Source organism: Alteribacillus sp. HJP-4 (assembly GCF_042139015.1).
Classification (GTDB): domain Bacteria; phylum Bacillota; class Bacilli; order Bacillales; family Marinococcaceae; genus JBHIKY01.
This window is the reverse complement of record NZ_JBHIKY010000006.1, coordinates 135,756-155,321: the sequence shown is the minus strand read 5'-3', so window position 1 is coordinate 155,321 and position 19,566 is coordinate 135,756. Positions and strand designations below refer to the sequence as shown.

Here is a 19,566-nt window from a genome sequence, read left to right as displayed (position 1 = left end):
ACTTCCCTGATTGCGATATTATTTGTCCATAAAATCTGCGAGTTCATTTAACAAGGTCGGTGTAGGTAAATATTTTACAGGGACCGGGGGAAGAGACTCCAAAAATTCTTTTCCGTAGCTGGATTTTATTAATCTATTATCCAGGACAATGACGACTCCCCTGTCTTGTTTATGTCGAATGAGACGGCCAAAGCCCTGTTTAAATCTCAGCACAGCCTGCGGCAGAGAGAGAGATGTAAAAGGATTAGAGCCTGACTGTGTTTTATGCTGGCTTTTTGCTTCCATTACTGGCTCGTCTGGAGGTGCAAATGGGAGTCTTACAATGATAAGACAGCTCAGATCCTCACCTGGAATATCTACACCTTCCCAAAATGCGTTCGTACCGAACAATATGGCTTTTTCGTTTTGACGGAAGGTTTTAATAAGTTTGGAGCGGCTGCCACTTTTCATTCCCTGCCCGATTAAGTAGAAATCACCTTCATCGTCCCATTCTCTTAATTTAAAATACGTTTTGCGAAGCATATCAAAAGAAGTAAATAATACTAGCATTTTTCCATCTGAAATCGAAGCAGCATGATAGATGAATTCTGCTGCGTCATTGATATAATCCCTCTCTCCATCTTTAATAAGGGGCATGTCGGACGGAATCAGCAGCTTCGTATTTCTTTTAAAATGGTAAGGAGAAGGGAGCATAATAGTCTGTGGAGCAAAGTCCTCAAGTCCCCAATTTTCAATAATATAGGAGAATGATTTTTTCACGGTTAAAGAAGCTGACGTCATTACGACGCTGAATTTCTCTGCGAATAATTTATCCGCAAGGAGATCATTAACATTTATCGGCCTCCCATACATCACAATTGAATTTAGTTCCCCTTTTCTGCCAGCCTCAATCCAATATACGTAATTATCTTTTTTATTGAATAATAAGGCAATTAGAGATTCAATCGAGACAGTAATATCCATTAGTGTAATTCGAAACGCTTCAAGCCAGCCAATTTCAAACTGTGTACCTTTAATTTCGCTGCTCAGCCGCTCATGAAATTCGTTCCACGCTTCTGTTTCTTCTTCTATTAAAACGATAAACCGTTCAGCTGCCTCATGAATAGAACTCCAGCCCTGTCTTTGTAAATGAGAGGGCTCATAATTGCAGAGGAACCCGCCCGTTTCTGACTGCTTTTTTTGGTGACCTGCTTTAGTAAATGTATGAAGAGTTCGAAAAAGTTCATCGCATTCGTATTTCAATAAGGCATAGTTATCCTGGCGGCGCTGATACCAATTTTCGTGAAAATAATGAATATAGCTTTTTTCATAAACAGCTAGCCGCTGAATAATACTTCTTGTATCATTTTGATTTACTTTAGATAACAGCTGATTAAGAAATAAATAGCTGAGTGAAAATCCGAGGTGTTTTCCTGCAAGCTCATCTAGATGGTGGGCTTCATCAAGGACTGCATGCTTATAAACAGGAAGTAATTGATTCTCCTTTACAATATCTGAGAACAACAAAGCGTGATTTGTGATGATAATATCAGCTTTTTCTGCCTCTTCACCGGCTCGATAATAATAATTTTTGTCCGCCCATGGATCGTCTTTTAAAGAATCCGAGTCCGTTAATATTTGATCCCAAAGCAGACTCTGCTGCCCGCCCGCAAGACTTATCTCTTCTAAATCTCCTCTATCTGTCTCCAGAACCCAAATAATTAACTGAGCGAGGCCAAGTGTTTCCTCATAGCTTGCCTGCTTTTCCTTTAAGACTCGCTCCAGCTTACGGAGACATAAGTAATTACTTTTTCCTTTCAGCATCGCTGCCTGAAAAGGAAAGTCTAAAACCTTCTTTAGTACCGGAATTTCTTTTTCAAGCAGTTGTTCCTGAAGATGAAGAGTGTGGGTGGAAATAACGACTCTGCTCCCGGACTCTTTTGTGAATTGAAGAGCTGGATAAAGATAGGCAAGCGTCTTTCCTGTGCCTGTACCAGCTTCCGCCAATAAATGAGAATGATCGTTAAAAGCTGACCATACAGCATCTGCCATTTCCTGCTGACCTTCAATCCATTGAAAGCCATCCCACCTATTTTCAAGTGTTCCACCCTTCACAAAAAATGATTTGTTAAACTGTCCTTCAACTGTTTTACGGGACGCTTCCAAAGAAAGACTTCTCTTCTTTTTTATTGTGATGCCGCGGTATGTTTCAAACGATTTATCATCCAGCCTGCCGGTACTTCGCTTCACTGAAAGGGCATTTATTAATATAGGTTCAAGCTGGCTTGCCAGGCCGGGGGAGAGCTGCTTTAAAGATTTCAGAGAAGCAGCCGGAAGCTGGCTGATTTTATGTAATACTTTTATTAATACAGAAGCTGTCACTATCGCATCACTGTCAGCTTGATGTGGCCTGTCGTGTGTTAATCCGAGCCATTCTGCAAGTGCCGAAAGACTATATCCAGATGCAGTGGGAAATAAAATCCGCGCACATTCTACTGTATCCAGCACAGGGTTTTTCAGAGCGCTGAAGCCAGCATTTTTTAGTTCTTCATTGATAAAGGAAAAATCAAATGGAACATTGTGTGCTACAAAATATGAATCCTTCATTAACTCGAGAATCTGCGGCGCAACTTCGGAAAAGACAGGAGCGCCAGCAACATCTTTATCTGTGATCCCTGTCAATTGAGAGATAAATGCCGGAATAGATTTCTGCGGATAAACATAGGTTGAATAAGTTTGAATAAGCTTCCCATTCTCTACCACAGCAGCCCCGATCTGTATAATTTTATCTCCTTTATGAGGAGCATTTCCTGTTGTTTCGACATCTATCACTACAAATTTCATGAGAACCTCCTGAAATCACCTTACAATATCGTAGAAGCCGGTTCAGTGGCAAGCATTCGATCTACTGTGTTATTTTTTGTCATTATCGCAACTTTCGGCTGAAACGACGGACAGTCTTTTTCATGAATCATCAAGTATGAAATAATTATCACCCGGTCTCCAGGCTGGACAAGACGGGCTGCAGCGCCATTGAGGCAAATTACTCCACTGCCTCTCCTGCCCTTTATGACGTAAGTTTCGAGTCTTTCGCCATTATTGTTATTTACTACTTGTACCTTTTCATTTTCCAGCAGATCTGCTTTTTCCATTAATTCTTCGTCAATCGTAATGCTTCCGACATAGTTTAAATTTGCTTCTGTAACCGTTGCATTGTGCAGCTTCGATTTCATCATCGTACGAAACATATTAAATCCCCAACTTTCGCTTCTGCCTAATCTCTGCAGGCACTAGAATGTTATCAATCAATCTGGCTTTCTTAAAATGAACAGCACCGGCCAGAATGATATCATCTTCCTCGTTAATGCTTCTGCTAAGAGCTGGGAAGGATAGGATATCAATATAATCAATCTTCGCTTCGATTCGTTCAGATACATGTGAATAAACCATTCTGCTTATATCTTCCGGGCTGCGGCAGCTTTTAGACAATAGTTCTGCACCATACTGTAATGCTTTATAAAGAGCAGGAGCCTGGTATCGTTCATTTTCAGACAGCCTGATATTTCGCGAGCTGAGGGCAAGTCCGTCTGCTTCCCTCACGATATCACATGCCACTATAGAAACTGGCATGTGAAAATCCTTTACCATATTTTTAATAACAGCTACCTGCTGGGCATCTTTTAATCCAAAATAAGATCGGTCCGGCTGTACTATCTGAAATAACTTCATTACGACAGTAGCAACACCGTCAAAATGACCAGGTCTGCTTTTTCCACATAGGACGTTTGTGCCTGATTCTACCACTATTGACGTATTCAGCTTTTCAGGATACATGAGGTCTTCCGTAGGCTCAAAGAATAAGTCAACTCCAGCCTGCTCTGCAAGCGAACGGTCTCTTTCAATAGAACGTGGATACTCGTTATAGTCCTCTCCAGCTCCAAACTGTAAAGGGTTTACAAAAACGCTGATTATAACAACATCATTTTGCTGTTTTGCTTTTTTAACAAGTTCAAGATGTCCCTCATGAAGGCTTCCCATCGTTGGCACAAAACCAATTGTTTTCTTTTCACTCTTTATGGATAGAAGTGTTTTAGTGAGTTCTATAGGGGAAATGAACGTTTTCACTTCGTCATTCCTCCATACAGCCGATCTGCTAAGTCCTCATCCATTTTAAAGGAATGGTTCGAATCAGGAAACACACTGCTTTTGACTTCTTTTATATATTGCAGCAGAGCCTTGTCAATTTCCTGTTGTACCTCCGCATATTTTTTGACAAATTTAGGTACAAATCCTTCCCCGATTCCTAAAGCATCATGATAGACAAGTACTTGCCCGTCTGTCTCAGAACCTGCTCCGATTCCGATTACAGGAATAGAGAGTTTCGATGTTATATATCCTGCCAGCAGATAAGGAACACACTCCAGTACAAGTGCAAAAGCCCCTGCTTTTTCAATTGCAACAGCATCTTCGATCAGCTGTTGGGCCTCAGCTTCATTTTTTCCTTGAACTTTATATCCTCCGATGACTCCGACTGACTGCGGTGTTAACCCTAAGTGAGCCATGACTGGAACTCCTGCATGAACGAGTCTGGATATAACTTCAATAGTAGCCCCCGCTCCTTCTACCTTAACCGCATCAGCACCGCCTGTCTGCATTAACTTAGCTGCCGCCTGAATAGTATCTGTAATGTCCCCGTTGTACGTAAGAAACGGCATGTCTGAAACTGTAAAGAGGTGCGGGGCTCCTCTTTTTACTGCCCTGGTATGAAGCACCATATCATCTAATGTAACCGGTATCGTAGAGCTGTAGCCGTGCACGACCATACCGGCCGAATCTCCTACGAGTACAAGATCCATCCCCGCATTATTCAAAGCAGAGGCTCCCGGTGCATCATAGGCGGTCATCATCGCAATTTTTTCACGATTCGCTTTCATTCGTTTAAACGTAGCTGTATTATTCATTTTTCTCCTCCTTTTTTTCGGAGAAGAAGGAAATGCCCTTCCGGAATCCCCTTCCCCGTCCCTGTCCATTTTTGGATCAAGGCAGTGCAATGTGTATATTTATTGATGCAGCAATAAGCAGTACCATTCACTGGGATACAGCCTGCAGACTGCACTGAGTTCAGTATAGCAAATTTTTTATATGTTATGGTTATTCGATATCAGCGCTATAGATATATTCTATTCTTCCGGAAGCGGTTTCAAGCATGAGCACGCCATCATCTGTAATTCCTTTTGCCCTGCCGGTAAATGTTTTGGCAACTGTTCTGGCGGTAATGTTTTTTCCGATAGTTACAGCCAGCGCCTCCCAGCGTTTACGCACCCCTTCAAATCCTTCTTTTAAATAGTAAAAATACAAGTATTCATATCTCTCTAATATCGCTGCTATTACATCTGCACGATGAAACGTTCTTCCCGCTTCAATGGCAAGAGAGGTAGCTTTATCTGAAAGCTCACTCGGAAATTGATGCTTCTCTTGATTAACATTCATTCCGATTCCGACGATAACCGCCTGCACCTTATCCGGGTCTGACTGCATTTCAGTCAAAATTCCTGCAATTTTTTTTCCTTTAAATAATATATCATTCGGCCACTTTATTTCTGCCTTCACGCCTGTGGCTGACTCTATGCCTTCGGCTGCTGCTACTGCCGTCAGCAGTGTAAGCTGAGGTGCATGATGAGGCGGGACGTCCGGCCTTAAAATAATACTAAACCACAGCCCGGTGCCGGCTGGAGAATGCCAGCTTCTGCCAAGACGCCCTTTTCCTTCGAGCTGTTGATCCGCGACAATCACTGTCCCTTCCTCTGCTTCATTTCTTGCCATATCGTGCGCAAGTTTTTGAGTTGATGGAAGCTCTTTTTTAAAAATAATGTCTTTACCTATCGTAGTTGTGTTCAGCCTCGATTTCACTTCATCTGCGCTCGCGACATTTGGTGTGTGTGTAAGCTTATAGCCTTTGCGGGGAACTGCTTCAAGCTGGTAGCCGTTCTTTCTCAGCTCTTCAATGTGTTTCCACACAGCTGTCCTGGATATACCAAGTTTTGTGCTGATTTCTTGGCCAGAAACATATTCGGTGGAAGGGTCGTCGAGCAGCTTCAATAATTTGTCTCTCATGTTTTCAGCCTTTCCTTCAAAAATTTTATTATTTCTTCTTTGTCATTTGCCAGCCGTTTTTCTACAACCAGTCTTTCAATTTTTGTAAGTAAGGTACCAATACAGGATTTTTCTATTTCAGGATATAGCCGAAGAATTTCTGAACCATCAACTGCAAGCTCTTGTTTTGATTTTATAGGGAGTTTTTTATACTCCGCTGAAATTGTTTTAAGCATCTGCGGATCTTTAGATGACGTAATCCATTGCTGAAATCTTTCCACCTGCAGCGCCGATTCCAGGCCAATTTGATACAACCCCCACCCTTTTGTATGAAAGTGTTTGCTTTTAGTTCCAGACTCAATTATAAGTTTAATCTTTTTTTTATCTTTGTTTGAATACTTCCATTCATGAATGAATTGACCGGCCTCACAATTATAAAGACAAATGAAAAAAGCAGCTCTTTTTTCATTTAGAGTGGAAAAAGTGGCGAAGGAGACACTTCTATTTTGAAAAGACAGCGTCTTACGTCCCCGAAGCCGTTCTGGAAAGCATGCAGCAATCCTATCTCTCTGTAGTGCACTCACGCTTTTTGGATGATACTGTCCTATGAGCAATTCATCTATTTCTTTCCTAAGACGTTCCACTGCCACATCACCCAAACGGTGTTTTTCTTCTTGAATTGCTGTAAGAGTAACAGGTTCTATCTCCCAGCCAAACTTGGACATGAAGCGGTAGGCACGGAGGATGCGGAGCGGGTCCTCCTGAAAACGAGCGTTTGCATTTCCGACCGCCCGGATGATTCCAGCTTTTATATCAGCCCTTCCATAATAAGGATCTATCAAGCTTTGTTCTTCATTGAGAGCCATCGCATTCATTGTAAAATCCCGTTTTGCTAAATCATCTATAAGATTTTTGCTGTTTCCGCGAAAAGGGGTAATTTCATAGACTGAATTTTTAAACGGCAGCAGTGCAGAGTCAAAATGATTTGAAGGAAAAAAAGCTTCTGGACATTTATCAAGCAGTTCTTCGTTTCCGGCATCTACAGCAATGTCTACATCAGCAGGCGGCTTCATGAGAATCTTATCTCTCACCGCTCCACCGGCAACAACAGCATAAATACCTTTTTGTCGAAGTACTTTTAGTAGCTGAATCGCATCTGATAAATTTCGGTTATCATTGAGATTATCATTCGAAGTCATTTGCCGCCTCTTCATATATAGATTCATACTGCTTAACGATAAGCTCTGAAGCAAATAGATGTGCTGCCCTTTTCTTCGAAGCTTCGGAAAAACGAAGGTGGAGCGTTTCATCTTCAAGCAGTTCTTTTGTCAGCCTTCCTGCTGCTTTATAATCACCGCAGCGGCAGAGAAAGCCGGTTTCCCCATCCGAAATGACCTCGGGGATTCCACCGACATTCGTTCCAATAACAGGCACACCGCACGCCATTGCTTCCAGCGCAGCAAGTCCAAAGCTTTCTTTTTCAGATAACAGCAGCATACAATCAGCTAAATGAATAAAATCAATCACATTTTTTTGATTGCCTAGAAAATAAACTCTGCTTTGAATTCCAAGCCGTTCGGTAAGCTCATAAGCCCGCTGCCGTTCAGGCCCGTCGCCGATCATGAGAAGAACTGCTGGAATGCTTTTAACTTCTGCAAAAGCTTTGATCACATCTTCAATACGTTTCACGGGACGGAAATTGGAAATATGAATGACTACTTTTTCTTCGTCCCGTATACCGTACGCTTTTTTTAATAATGTATCCGCAGGTTTTTCATCATATACTCGTTCATCAACGAAGTTATATACGGTCGTCATCTTCTTATCTGTAGTCAGTACCCGTTTTGTGTCTGCAACGAGGGCGTTTGAAACAGCTGTTACTTTATCGGATCGTTCAATGGCATACCGGATAATATCCCGCAGAGAAGGATCGTGGCCGAGTACAGTAATATCTGTTCCATGCAGGGTAGTGACGATTTTTATATTTTTTTTCGTCATATCCTTCGCCAGCAAAGCACATACAGCATGCGGGACGGCATAATGGACATGCAGGATATCCAAATTTTCCGTATCGATCACCTGTGCCATTTTACTTGCTAATGTTAATGAGTACGGAGGGTATTGAAAAACTTCATATTGATTTACCTCTACTTCATGGTAATAAATATTAGGGTAGGTTTTGTTCAATCGAAAAGGGAGGCTGGTGGAAATAAAGTGGACTTCATGTCCTTTTTCTGCTAAAAGCTTTCCAAGTTCTGTCGCCACTACTCCCGATCCACCAACTGTCGGATAACATGTAATACCTATTTTCACGATTTATGGTCTCCTTATTGGAATGGAGTCAAATGCTAGCACCGATTGCTTAATGAAACCTTCAGCATAATCAGCACCAGCCTGTTTGCCGAAGAAACGATCCCTTGCCCGAACCGCTTCCACATATCCTTCTGTCAGAGGTGTACTGACACCACCTGATTTATTTAAAAATTGGCTTTCGTAACAGAGAAGGGACTTTTCTTTAGTCTGCTGCCACTTGCTGATTCTTACAAAAAAATCAGGAAGCACCATTCCATTAATGATATATTGGTAATGTGCGTTCACTTTATGCGCAGCTGCAGTCGAAGAAGAAAAATTTCTTAAGCCCGCGTCAAAAACAGCCTGTTTAATAAGTTCACCGCAGTCGCCGTGATCAGGGTGCCTGTCTTCTTTCTGGGGGGAAAAAACGGCATCGGGTTTTAAGCTGCGAATTAATGAAACTACGTCGTGATAAGCTTCACTCTCTACGTTAATCCCCCGGTCGGTAAAACTCAACTGAAAACGTGACGTAATTCCCAGAACTTTACCCGCTTTTTCCGCTTCCTCCTGACGATCTGCTACTGTCCCATTAGATGATAATTCAGCTTTTGTCAGGGAACAGACAAACACTTCATCGCCGCGTGCAGCATGCAGAGCTATCGTGCCGCCCATTCCAATTTCAGCATCATCCGGATGGGCGCCAAAAATAAGCAGGGTCTCCTGTGTCATTGGAGCTTCCCCTCTCTTTTTTCAACCCTTCTAAATTCAAGAAGACCATTTTCGATTCCTTTTACGAGGACTTCTGCGGTAGCCATATTCGTAGCCACCGGCACACCATGTACATCACAAAGTCTGATCAAAGCAGAAATATCCGGTTCATGCGGCTGGGCAGTCAAGGGATCACGAAAAAACAAAATCATATCTATCTTTCCGTCTGCGACAAGAGATCCAATTTGCTGATCCCCTCCATACGGGCCGGATAAATGCCGGATAACTTCGAGTCCAGCTTCTTTATTAAGTCTTTTTCCTGTAGTACCTGTGGCATGGAGAACATGCTGTTCTAAAAGCTTTTTATAAGCCTGAGCAAATTGAATCATATCCTCTTTTTTTTCATCATGGGCGATTAACGCAATTTTCATTTTAATTCCTTTCTTATTCAAGTATATTTTCCAGTCCATACACGAGCGTTTTCAAAGTAAGTACTGTCTCAGCAGCAATTTTTACTCCTGGCATGAAAGATTCCCTGTTCATGGAATCATGTCGTATTTTCAATGTCTGTCCGCTCCCACCGAACAATACCTCCTGATGTGCTACAAGCCCAGGAAGTCTTATACTATGAATTCTCATGCCATCTACAGATGCTCCGCGGGCACCTGTAAGTTCTTCCTTCTCATCCGGATGGCCCTGCTCCTTGGTTTCCCGGATGTCACTTATTAATTGAGCTGTTTTTACTGCTGTGCCTGACGGAGCGTCCAGCTTACGGTCATGATGCAATTCCATAATCTCTACATCGGAAAAATATTTCGCAGCCATTTGAGAAAATTTCATCATCAATATTGCACCAATGGCAAAATTCGGAGCAATTATTGCTCCAAGCTCCTTCTCTTCTGATTTTTCACGCAGACGCTCAACATCCTGCTGTGTAAATCCAGTCGTCCCCACCACGGGACGCACACCATAATCGAGAGCCAATTCAAGATGATGCTTACCTGCTTCAGGTGCAGTAAGATCAATTAGTACATCAGCTTCTATTTGCTGCAGGCAGGTTTCCATATTATCGAAGACCGGCGTGTCTTCCTCCGGCATCCCATTTAAATCCTGAAGCAGCAATCCGTTATTTTTTGAATCGACTGCTGCCACAAGCTCGAACTGTTCTGTTCGGTGAACAAGCCATACCGCTTCTTTTCCCATTTTTCCACGAGGTCCAGCTACTATAATTCGAATGTTCTCTGTTTTCATCGTTCATTCTCTCCTTTGTCTATTTTCGTCCAGCGGTCTTTGTCTCTAAAGCGAAACTTGTCCATGACGAGATCGAATGCTTCTTCCATATCAATATGTAAAGAATTTGCAAAGCATAGCAGAACAAAAAGAATATCTCCCATTTCCTGTTCAAGTGAATTTTCTGATTCTGATTCTTTTTTTGGCTTTTCTCCATGATAGTGGTTTATCTCTCTAGCTAATTCTCCCGTTTCCTCAGTTAGACGGGCAAGCATAGCCAGAGGGCTGAAATATCCTTCTTTATATTGGCTGATATAATTATCAACTTCCTGCTGAATTTCCTGCATCGTTTTATGATTCATCCAATCCCACCTTCCTTTTTCATCGTATCCGATTCGCAATCGTTTGACAATCACAGGAGCTGTTGATAAATTCGCTTTTTATCAGATATAATGAGTAAGGTTTTTGTGCAGAAAAACTAAAATGAATGGAGGGTCTGAATGTCAGCTTTTAAGCACGGTAAAAATATGTTCTTCATTCTGCTCGGCTCAGCCATAATGTCCTTTGGCCTCGTATATTTTAATATGGCAAACAACCTTGCTGACGGCGGTTTTACTGGAATTACTCTTTTACTATATTTTATGTTTCAAATAGACCCCGCCTGGTCAAACATCTTATTAAACATTCCAATGTTCATAATCGGCTGGAAACTGCTGAGCCGCATTGTTTTTTATTATACGATTGTCGGGACAATGAGCTTGTCTCTATTTTTATGGACGTTCCAGCAATTCCCTCTTGTGGAGCTGCCATTGCAGGACGACATGACTCTCGTTGCGTTGTTTGCTGGAGTCTTTATCGGGAGTGGACTAGGAATTGTCTTCCGCTATGGTGGTACTACAGGAGGAGCTGATATCATAGCGAAGCTTGGCTTCCGTTACCTGGGATGGAGCATGGGTAAAACCTTGTTTGTTTTTGATGCAGCAGTCATCACCAGTTCATTGATTTATTTAAATCATATAGAAGCCATGTACACACTCGTAGCCGTATTTGTTGCCGCAAAAGTAATAGATTTTATTCAACAGGGGGCATACTCAGCAAAAGCTGCATTTATCATTTCAGAAAAATCAACTGATATAGCTGATGTGATTCTAAAAGAGATGGGAAGAGGAGCGACAATACTGCGGGGAAGCGGCTCTTTTACGGGGGCAGACAAAAAAGTACTGTATTGTGTGGTGGGCAGAAACGAATTGATCCGGCTGAAAAACTTAGTGGAATCTATTGATCCTCACGCCTTTGTCACCGTAAATGACGTGCAGGATGTTATCGGAGAAGGCTTTACGCTTGACGAAAATAAAAATCCGATTTCTCCCTAATTTTTCTCCCCTCAAGGGTAAACGTCAAAAACAAACACACCTTCTTTATGCTCATTTAAGAAATCACAGCATCAGCGCAGAACATAAAAATGATCAGCAACCACCTCCCAGCCAGCTAAGAGGTGGTTTTTCTATTTTAAAGCTAAAAAAACGGCTGGAAATCCACCAACCCCAAAACAGGAACCCACGCTTCAGAAAAGCATGGGTTCTCAAAAGCCTGTGAGGCACTGCTCAGACGTCTTGAGCACTGCCTCTTTTCATTATTCTTCACCCATGCCTACGTACATAAGAACAAACCGGACGAGCTCAAGCAGTGCGACGAGAGCAGCAGCCACATATGTGAGTGCAGCGGCGTTTAATACTTTTTTCGTCTCTCGCTCCTCATCATTGCGAATAACTCCTGTTGAAACAATCTGGTGCATTGCACGGCTGCTGGCATTAAATTCAACCGGAAGTGTTACGAACTGGAAAAGTACTGCAAGCGACATAAAAACAATCCCGAGCAGAAGAAGCCCGGATGCCTGCAGTATTATACCAGCAAGAATGAGAATAAACGAAAAGTTTGAGCCAAGATTCGCTGCCGGTACCAGCGAATGACGGAAACGAAGAAACGCGTAATCCTCAGCATCCTGAATCGCATGGCCGACCTCATGAGCTGCCACTGCCTGTCCGGCAACGCTGGTTTTATAATAATTATCCTCGGAAAGACGGACCATCTTGGCGCGGGGGTCATAATGATCGGATAGTCTCCCTTTTACAGGCTCCACCCCAACGTCATAAATTCCATTATCGTGCAGGATTTTCTGAGCAACCTCTGCTCCGGTCATACCGGAGGAATTAGCTACATTTGAATATTTTTTATACGTCTTCTTTACTCTCATTTGTGCCCATAATGGTATCGCAAGAATAGCAGCTATATATATAAAAATAAAGCCTCCCATATCCTTACCAGCCCTCCAATTGTATCAATTTAAAAATATTTTATTTTAAACATCAAAGAAAGTCAAACTTTTTGTACTGAATATTTTTCTAATCGTTTCTCATTCTTTGGCGTGCTTTTTCAGCTTTATATTTTTTCCATCCTGCGTAGCCCAGAGCTAGAAGAAGAGAGCATCCTATCAATAGAATAACTGTCCATAAAGCAGGATCTGCGCTGCTTTGTTTTTTCTCCTGGAATAATTTCACCATTTCTGTTTTTAATTTAGTTAACTCATTGCTTCCGCCAGTTTCGAGCCAGGCATCCTCCTGATCCATATAACGGATGTGTGAAAGAAACGGCAGATATGTCTCTTCAGGCACACCGATATAAATGGAAGAACGAATAATCTCAAACTGCCGCTGCCATTGCTGAAAGCTTTGTCTCGCTGAATTTACATTACCTGAATCCAGTTCCTGCTCTGCTTTCTCCAACAGTTCAACCAAAGGTTTTTCAGCTTCCTTCCAAATCGGATGCTCTTTACTAATTGCTGCATCAATTGACAAACGAAAAGCAAGAACATTATTGATTCGCTCAGGCGCTTCCATAGAAGCACTCGTAACAGCTGCTTCAGCCTGGGAGCCCGCAGACAGCAGTGCAGATACTTGATCGGTGTTTAAATGATATTGCTGGAATGGTACGGCCGGCAGATGCTCCGAAATCCAATTGTAAATATGTTTTGCTTCTTCTGCTTGATTATTTTCAATATAGGTAAGCATCGTTTCAGCTTTTTTATCTACTTCTTCAAGTGTTATCTGTGAGTGGCTATCTGCATTAGTGTTACCCATTATGAGGAAAAATAGCAGAATACTGCTTACGGCCGTGCCAAATATTTTTATCATCAAAACGCCCTCCTTACCCTTGTCCCATCTTATGATGATGAGTCAGAAAGTAGACCGGAAAGCGCCCCAGTAAAAATGTAAATTCCCTATGTTATGGAAGTTCATAATAAACTCTATTTTTGCGAACACAAAGTACATAAATCATAGTAACTGCACTAATACTCAACCAAAAAGTAAAGTATCCAATTTGGTCAATATGTGGCAGCAGGACAGAGGATACCCATGGGTACATTCCGTATACGTAATCTATGATATCATTATGTACCGTCCAAACAGCCGCTGCCGTCAATTGCCATGCTTTAATACGATAATAAGGAGTGAATAATAGTCCTTGAACTGCCATTCCGAAGTGAGAGCAGATCAGCATATAATGCGTCCAGTGCAGTTCAGCACCAGCTGCCCCGGCAGCAAGATTCATAGCCACTGCCCATAAACCATATTTGATTAATGTAACTGCAGCTAATGCTTCCAATAATCCATTGTGTTTTTTCAGCAGAAATAATACAAGTACTCCACAAAAAAACAAGCTGGCAGTCGGGCTGTCAGGCACAAAAAGCAAAAAATGCGGAGGGGTTTGTTCCAGCTGGATTTTATACCACCAGTAGCCGTAAATTGTGCCTGGAACATTAATTAAAAGCAGCAGCCACAGCATTGAAGGCACCGCCAGCAGTCGAATAATCAATCCCACTAAACGTCTTCCTTTCCGGAAAATTATTAAAAGCCATATAAAAGAGAGGCTGTCTCCTCATGAGACAACCCCTCTGAGACGGATCAGCTTCATTCTTCTTCGCTGTCTTCCTCTCCGCCTTCTTCTTCTCCATCACCGGAGCCTTCTTCATCTCCGCCGCCTTCAGGGTTGCCCCCGCTTGCGATATATTCAGCAAGGATGTCCAGCTCTTCTTCTGAACCATCAAATTGGCCCGCAGGCATTTCACCAATTCCCTCTACTGCAATATCTTTTATAGAATCAGCATCATAGGAAACATCGAACAATGCCGGCCCGGCAGAACCAGCCCCTTGCAGCTGATCCCCGTGACAGCCAATACAGCCTTGATCAGAAAAGATTTCATACCCTTCCGATTCCATATCGACTTCTTCCACGGCTTCTTCCTCTTCTTCGTCAAGCATTTCTCCCTGCTCTGCAGCAGCTTCCCAATCATGATGATCTACAGATTCCCACGTCAGGTAAATCGTAGCAAGAACTCCTAATATCATAAGACCGCTTGCTATAGGACGGCGAGATGCTCTACGTTCCGGCCCTTTGTCAAGAAATGGTGCGAGAAGCAGTGCGCCAAAAGCAAGGCCGGGGATTATTACAGCCCCGATAACCGTAAAGTCACCAGCAGCATACTCATACTTTAATAATTGGTACAAAAATAAGAAGTACCAGTCCGGTAAAGGAATATAACCGGAGTCAGTCGGGTCCGCCATCCGTTCAAGCGGTGACGGGTGCGCCACAGTTAAGCAAAGATAGCCGATTAGAAAAACCGCACCTACAAGCCATTCTTTCAATAGAAAATTCGGCCAAAATGCCTCTGTCTTTCCGGGAAATTCCGAATAATCCTTCGGAATATTTGGCTTTCGCTCGGCAGGCACACGGGAATCCCCAACGAATTTCATACCCTTTCCGCGATGCATAAGGTTTCCCTCCTAAAATGTATTCGTGTCCATACGTACCTGCTTTTTACAATGGCCCTGAGATACCCTGTCTTCGGATCATTATAAAGTGAGCAGCCAGCAAGCCGAGCAGTGCTCCCGGCAGGAAAAACACGTGAATCGCAAAGAATCTAGTTAACGTCTGTGCTCCGATAATTTCCGGGTCCCCTGCCAGCAGAGTCTTAGCGAGTGTTCCGATGACCGGCACACTTTCTGCAATTTCAAGACCAACGACTGTAGCAAAGTAAGCTTTCATATCCCACGGAAGTAAATAACCTGTAAAACCTAAACCGAGCATAACAAAAAAGATAAGTACACCTACGACCCAGTTTAATTCACGCGGCCGTTTATAGGAACCTGTAAAGAAAACGCGCAATGTATGTAAAAACATCATTACGATAACCAGACTTGCTCCCCAGTGGTGCATTCCCCGTACGATAAGTCCGAATGCTACCTCTCCTTGAAGATAACGAACTGATTCATAAGCGTTTACTATGTCCGGGACATAATACATTGTTAAAAACATTCCAGATAAAATTTGGATGACGGTAATAAAAAACGTCAATCCCCCAAAACAGTAAACGAACGCCGAAAAGTGATGAGCCGGATTGACGTGCTCAGGCACTTCGTGGTCAGCGATATCACGCCACATCGGAGTTATATCAAGGCGTTCATCCACCCAATCATACACACGTTGTAACATAAATGACGCCCCTCCTAAATTTGTGGTTCTGAATTACCTAAGTATACAGTACCGTCCCGCACTTCCACCTGATATTTGTGAAGTGGTTCCGTCGGCGGTGTCCCGGCAATGTTCGTACCATCTTTTTCAAAACGGCCTCCGTGGCATGGACAAAAATAATTATTTTCGTGCTCCGGATTCGCATTCCAGTTCACGGTGCAGCCCAAATGAGTACATGTTGGTGACAGCGCCGTGATTTCATCACCTTCCCGATAAATCCAGGCTGTCTCTGTAACTTCTGAGCTATACCAGGCATCCTGCTGTTCGAAGGAGAAATCAAACCGCTGCGGTTCTTCCGTCAGTTCATCCACTTCTGCAACCGCATTCATGTCACCCTCACCAGCAGCCTTCAATACCGGATCAATTGCAAACCGGGCCATCGGCATGATCATCCCCGCCGCCATAAAGCCTCCTACACCTGTAAGCGTATACGTCAGAAATTGGCGCCGTGATACATTATGATTTTTTTCACTCAACATATTTCCCCCCCCTGCTGTATAGATTCAGTCCTTCCGGACGAAAATTACACACACAATTCAAAACTAGGACATACTCATGATAGCCTAGTCATCAATACGCTGTCAATCTTTTGTAGAGCGATTTCAAAGCATGTTCATCAAACTACTCATTTTTCCATTTATCAAGAAGTAATGGCAATATTTGTTTAATCTGTTCGGAGATGATCTGACGTTTATACGACGTATCCATATTTTCAAAAGGTACAAGCGGCATCCATAACAATAGTTCATCAATTTCAGCCTCTGCTTTTTTCCACAAAGGATCAGAAGTAATAAAAACAACATGTTTTATACCGCTATCTTTCATAGAGGACAGCCATTCTTTCAAAGAAGTCAGGTTGTCATTAAAATCATTATTTTTTAAGTAAGTAAACGGCGGCGTAAGAAGCATTCGCCCGCGAAACTGTTTTTCGACTTCCCCCGTCATCAGCGATGTAAATTCAGCCATCGCGGCCGTATGTTTTATATCGTTGTGAAAATCCAAAGCTAATAGCGGCACAAGAGCGGTATCAATATAAGCTTTTTCTTGTTCATATTGGGCAATGTCATTTGGTATCCATTTCATTAGTGTGACCACCTTTATATAAATCATGAACATTTTGTGAAATTATTCCTTTCCTAAAAGAAAAGCTGACCGGTGAATCCCCGGAACCAGCTTTTCTTTTTGTCAGCCACAAGGAAAGAATCAATCGGTTTCAAGCGCATTTAATTCTGAGCTTAAGCGGGAGAATGCCTGTTTATCCCGCCTGTCTAATGCTGCATCTATTTCTTTTTGTAATTCGTTTCTTTCATATGCCTTTAGCGCCTCGTCTGTTATGAATTCTGCAAACAGCCTGGCACTCAGTTTTTCTTCTTTCTGCCCGGGAAGATAAGGGTTTTCTTCCAGAACTGATTTATATAAATAATCGGTATCGGACTCAGGAAAATTTAATTGAATATACACTTCTTCATCAGGATGCAGACGTATATCATGAAACGTTTTTTCCGCATCCATTGTTACGTATTGATGCTTATGAAAGGTGAACGGCATCTGGTCTGCCGCTGCTGAAGAAATGATCAAAGCCTTAGGGCAGAACTCAGCTTTTTCCACAATATGGACATGCTTAAGCAGATCGTCGTCACTAAGTAGATAATTTAACAGCCATGCACATTCTCTTCTCTTCAATTTATGCCCTTTTAAGAAGGCTTTTAAAAAGTCTCTTTTCTCCCATACAGAAATTGAATCATTCATCCATACCCCTCCTGTATTTATGAACAGCACCTTTCCAACTGTAAATCAGACCCATAAACACTTTTTCGACGGGATAATAGTAGAATCCTGCTTGCAAAGTACTGATTATAATGATTTTCAGCCGCGACTCTCAAGCTCCTCCAGCAGATAAGTAATTTCTTGATTAGAAGGATCAAGCATTAATGCTTCTTTCAATACAGCTTCTGCCTTTCCACGCTGCCCTGCTTCCAATAACAGCCGGCCGAATTCTTCTAAAAATTCAGGGTCCTCCTGATATGATGTATATGCTTTCTCATAGCACTCCATTGCTTTTTTATCTTTTTCTGTTTCAAAATACGCTCTTCCCTGATACCAGGTCAACCGGGGATCTTCTTCCCCAAGCTCGCTTAAATGGGAAGCAAGCTCAATTATTGAATCAAAATCCTCCTGTCTGTCCCACATAGCAAGAAGTGATAGACCAGCTTCCGAATTAGCAGGATTCAAAGCAAGCGCTTCTTTTAAACGTCTTTCTGCCGATATTTCATCGCCAAGTGATAAAGAAAGTTTCCCTGCCTCTGTAAACAGCCCATCATTAAACTCGTCAACAGAGAGGCCTTCCTCTGCTGCTTTAAGAGCTTCTTCATGCATTTGAGCACCTTCATAGGCCCGGACAAGATATGGATAAAGAGTGACAAATTCCGGATCCATACTTTTTAACGCTTCTAATTGTTCTGCAGCAAGCTTATATTCATTTAACTGCAGAGCCGTGAATCCATATCCGAACATGGCCTGCGTCTCTTTTTTCTCTTTTAACCCTATTTCATAGTGGCGGAGGGCATCTTCAAACTCTCCGGTGGCACTGTAAGCTTCAGCAAGTCGCAGATCAAGACTGCCCTCCGGAAATGTAAATCCAAGTCTTTCTGCCTGCTTTAAATAAGGAATGCTTTTTGAAAAATCTCCCCGCTCTAAATAAAAATCAGCCAGTCCTGCTAAAAGAACCGGTTCCTCAGGAGCAATCTCCAATGCCTTTCTTAGTTTATCTTCAGCTGCTTCATCCAGTCCCTGCAGCTGATATAAATCAGCCAGCAGCATTTGCGCCTGCAAATACACATTGTCCTCTCCAGAGACCTCCAGCAGCCATTCAATCGCGTCATCCTCTTGATCAAGATCTATAGACGTCTCCGCTATCATTACATACAATTCACCTTCATCAGGATATAGTCGTATCAGCTCTTCAAGAAGCGGCTTCGCTTTATCCGCTCTGCCCATTTCTTGATAAAGTAATATAAGATCATATTTTTCCTGGTGGGAAGCATCTTTTTCTGCCAGTGCTAATTGCTCAAGTCCGTTTTCTGTGTCTCCTTTTTGCAGCAGGGTTAAGCCTTCCTGTATTCTATTATTCATGGTGGGTCACCTCGACTTTTCATTGTTCGGCATTTTAATTAAATCTTATCACAGGCAGGGCATAAAATTATATCAAAGGCCCTTAGTGGTGCGTAAATATCTTATAATGGCCATTGTGGTCCGGCACCATTGACATCCGGCTCTGGCTACTTCATTAAATTTTCCTTAATCATGCATATCATTTTTGAAATAAAAAAAGACCCGATAAGTAAACGCTTACAAATCGGGCTAGCAAAATGCTATTCAAAATAAAGAGTATGGATAGGAGTGGAGAGAAACCATACGCTACTTTTATTATAACGAAATACATATAGGTGTCAATGTTTTATTAAAATTTATTTATATTATTGAATGAATTTCATAAGTCCATATCGCAACAGAGGATACGAACAATAACATATATTTTCTATATATCATTCGATTTCGCTTTCGGCGAACGCTTTCCACGGGCTTGGCCTCAGCCTCCTCAGCAGCAAACTGCCTGTGGGGTCTTCACCTCAAGCTTTTCCCGCGACGCACACGAGGTGCTAGTGTCGATGTTGG

22 protein-coding genes are annotated in these 19,566 nt (G+C 42.4%); 2 read left to right on the top strand and 20 right to left on the bottom strand.

The window, feature by feature from the left end; translation table 11 throughout:
* Window positions 1-18: 18 nt before the first annotated feature.
* The 11 genes from dinG to ACE4RR_RS07615 all read right to left on the bottom strand — a co-directional run bounded on the left by dinG (window position 19) and on the right by ACE4RR_RS07615 (window position 10,664).
* A complete protein-coding gene (gene dinG, locus ACE4RR_RS07665; RefSeq protein ID WP_375534822.1) occupies window positions 19-2,823 on the bottom strand; it encodes an ATP-dependent DNA helicase DinG in 2,805 nt (934 codons plus the stop codon).
* Between the two features lie 20 nt (window positions 2,824-2,843).
* The gene (panD, locus tag ACE4RR_RS07660) at window positions 2,844-3,227 is read right to left on the bottom strand and encodes an aspartate 1-decarboxylase (protein WP_375534821.1); all 384 of its coding nucleotides are present in this window, start codon (window positions 3,225-3,227) and stop codon (window positions 2,844-2,846) included.
* Window position 3,228: 1 nt separating this feature from the next.
* Window positions 3,229-4,104, bottom strand: coding sequence for a pantoate--beta-alanine ligase (gene panC / locus ACE4RR_RS07655; protein WP_375534820.1), 876 nt, complete (start codon window positions 4,102-4,104; stop codon window positions 3,229-3,231).
* Window positions 4,101-4,940 carry a 3-methyl-2-oxobutanoate hydroxymethyltransferase gene (gene panB / locus ACE4RR_RS07650; protein ID WP_375534819.1) on the bottom strand — a complete coding sequence of 280 codons (840 nt, stop codon included), beginning with the start codon at window positions 4,938-4,940 and terminating at the stop codon, window positions 4,101-4,103. Before panB ends, panC begins: the two co-directional genes overlap by 4 nt.
* 190 nt (window positions 4,941-5,130) lie before the next feature.
* Entirely contained in the window at window positions 5,131-6,093 is a 963-nt protein-coding gene (locus ACE4RR_RS07645) for a biotin--[acetyl-CoA-carboxylase] ligase (RefSeq protein ID WP_375534818.1), read from the bottom strand.
* Window positions 6,090-7,271, bottom strand: a complete 1,182-nt coding sequence (locus ACE4RR_RS07640; protein WP_375534817.1) for a tRNA nucleotidyltransferase/poly(A) polymerase-related protein — start codon at window positions 7,269-7,271, stop codon at window positions 6,090-6,092. Before ACE4RR_RS07640 ends, ACE4RR_RS07645 begins: the two co-directional genes overlap by 4 nt.
* A complete protein-coding gene (gene bshA / locus ACE4RR_RS07635; RefSeq protein ID WP_375534816.1) occupies window positions 7,258-8,385 on the bottom strand; it encodes an N-acetyl-alpha-D-glucosaminyl L-malate synthase BshA in 1,128 nt (375 codons plus the stop codon). Before bshA ends, ACE4RR_RS07640 begins: the two co-directional genes overlap by 14 nt.
* A 3-nt stretch (window positions 8,386-8,388) precedes the next feature.
* Window positions 8,389-9,093 carry a bacillithiol biosynthesis deacetylase BshB1 gene (gene bshB1 / locus ACE4RR_RS07630; RefSeq protein WP_375534815.1) on the bottom strand — a complete coding sequence of 235 codons (705 nt, stop codon included), beginning with the start codon at window positions 9,091-9,093 and terminating at the stop codon, window positions 8,389-8,391.
* Window positions 9,090-9,503 (bottom strand): methylglyoxal synthase, encoded by a 414-nt coding sequence (gene mgsA / locus ACE4RR_RS07625; protein WP_375534814.1) that lies wholly within the window; start codon window positions 9,501-9,503, stop codon window positions 9,090-9,092. The genes bshB1 and mgsA overlap by 4 nt, the downstream gene beginning before the upstream one ends.
* 13 nt (window positions 9,504-9,516) lie before the next feature.
* On the bottom strand, window positions 9,517-10,323 hold the full coding sequence (gene dapB, locus ACE4RR_RS07620) for a 4-hydroxy-tetrahydrodipicolinate reductase (protein ID WP_375534813.1): 807 nt from the start codon (window positions 10,321-10,323) through the stop codon (window positions 9,517-9,519).
* The gene (locus ACE4RR_RS07615) at window positions 10,320-10,664 is read right to left on the bottom strand and encodes a nucleotide pyrophosphohydrolase (protein ID WP_375534812.1); all 345 of its coding nucleotides are present in this window, start codon (window positions 10,662-10,664) and stop codon (window positions 10,320-10,322) included. The genes dapB and ACE4RR_RS07615 overlap by 4 nt, the downstream gene beginning before the upstream one ends.
* A gap of 138 nt (window positions 10,665-10,802) precedes the next feature.
* Between ACE4RR_RS07615 and ACE4RR_RS07610 the strand changes: the two genes are divergently transcribed.
* A complete protein-coding gene (locus ACE4RR_RS07610; protein ID WP_375534811.1) occupies window positions 10,803-11,675 on the top strand; it encodes a YitT family protein in 873 nt (290 codons plus the stop codon).
* On the top strand, window positions 11,644-11,898 hold the full coding sequence (locus ACE4RR_RS07605) for a hypothetical protein (RefSeq protein ID WP_375534894.1): 255 nt from the start codon (window positions 11,644-11,646) through the stop codon (window positions 11,896-11,898). The genes ACE4RR_RS07610 and ACE4RR_RS07605 overlap by 32 nt, the downstream gene beginning before the upstream one ends.
* A gap of 37 nt (window positions 11,899-11,935) precedes the next feature.
* On the opposite strand, the gene ACE4RR_RS07600 is transcribed toward ACE4RR_RS07605, so the two are convergent.
* The 9 genes from ACE4RR_RS07600 to ACE4RR_RS07560 form a co-directional block, all read right to left on the bottom strand.
* Entirely contained in the window at window positions 11,936-12,616 is a 681-nt protein-coding gene (locus ACE4RR_RS07600; RefSeq protein ID WP_375534810.1) for a zinc metallopeptidase, read from the bottom strand.
* 88 nt (window positions 12,617-12,704) lie between these two features.
* Window positions 12,705-13,493, bottom strand: coding sequence for a sporulation protein YpjB (locus ACE4RR_RS07595; RefSeq protein WP_375534809.1), 789 nt, complete (start codon window positions 13,491-13,493; stop codon window positions 12,705-12,707).
* 91 nt (window positions 13,494-13,584) lie between these two features.
* A complete protein-coding gene (gene lhaT / locus ACE4RR_RS07590; protein WP_375534808.1) occupies window positions 13,585-14,181 on the bottom strand; it encodes a lipoprotein heptaprenylglyceryl N-acetyltransferase LhaT in 597 nt (198 codons plus the stop codon).
* Window positions 14,182-14,270: 89 nt separating this feature from the next.
* On the bottom strand, window positions 14,271-15,131 hold the full coding sequence (locus ACE4RR_RS07585; protein ID WP_375534807.1) for a menaquinol-cytochrome c reductase cytochrome b/c subunit: 861 nt from the start codon (window positions 15,129-15,131) through the stop codon (window positions 14,271-14,273).
* A 46-nt stretch (window positions 15,132-15,177) separates the two neighbouring features.
* Window positions 15,178-15,852 carry a menaquinol-cytochrome c reductase cytochrome b subunit gene (gene qcrB / locus ACE4RR_RS07580; protein WP_375534806.1) on the bottom strand — a complete coding sequence of 225 codons (675 nt, stop codon included), beginning with the start codon at window positions 15,850-15,852 and terminating at the stop codon, window positions 15,178-15,180.
* 14 nt (window positions 15,853-15,866) lie between these two features.
* Window positions 15,867-16,370, bottom strand: a complete 504-nt coding sequence (locus ACE4RR_RS07575) for a Rieske (2Fe-2S) protein (protein ID WP_375534805.1) — start codon at window positions 16,368-16,370, stop codon at window positions 15,867-15,869.
* Window positions 16,371-16,512: 142 nt separating this feature from the next.
* Window positions 16,513-16,974, bottom strand: coding sequence for a YpiF family protein (locus ACE4RR_RS07570; protein WP_375534804.1), 462 nt, complete (start codon window positions 16,972-16,974; stop codon window positions 16,513-16,515).
* A gap of 120 nt (window positions 16,975-17,094) precedes the next feature.
* A complete protein-coding gene (locus ACE4RR_RS07565) occupies window positions 17,095-17,640 on the bottom strand; it encodes a ReoY family proteolytic degradation factor (RefSeq protein WP_375534803.1) in 546 nt (181 codons plus the stop codon).
* Between the two features lie 117 nt (window positions 17,641-17,757).
* The gene (locus ACE4RR_RS07560) at window positions 17,758-19,023 is read right to left on the bottom strand and encodes a tetratricopeptide repeat protein (RefSeq protein WP_375534802.1); all 1,266 of its coding nucleotides are present in this window, start codon (window positions 19,021-19,023) and stop codon (window positions 17,758-17,760) included.
* Between the last annotated feature and the right edge of the window lie 543 nt (window positions 19,024-19,566).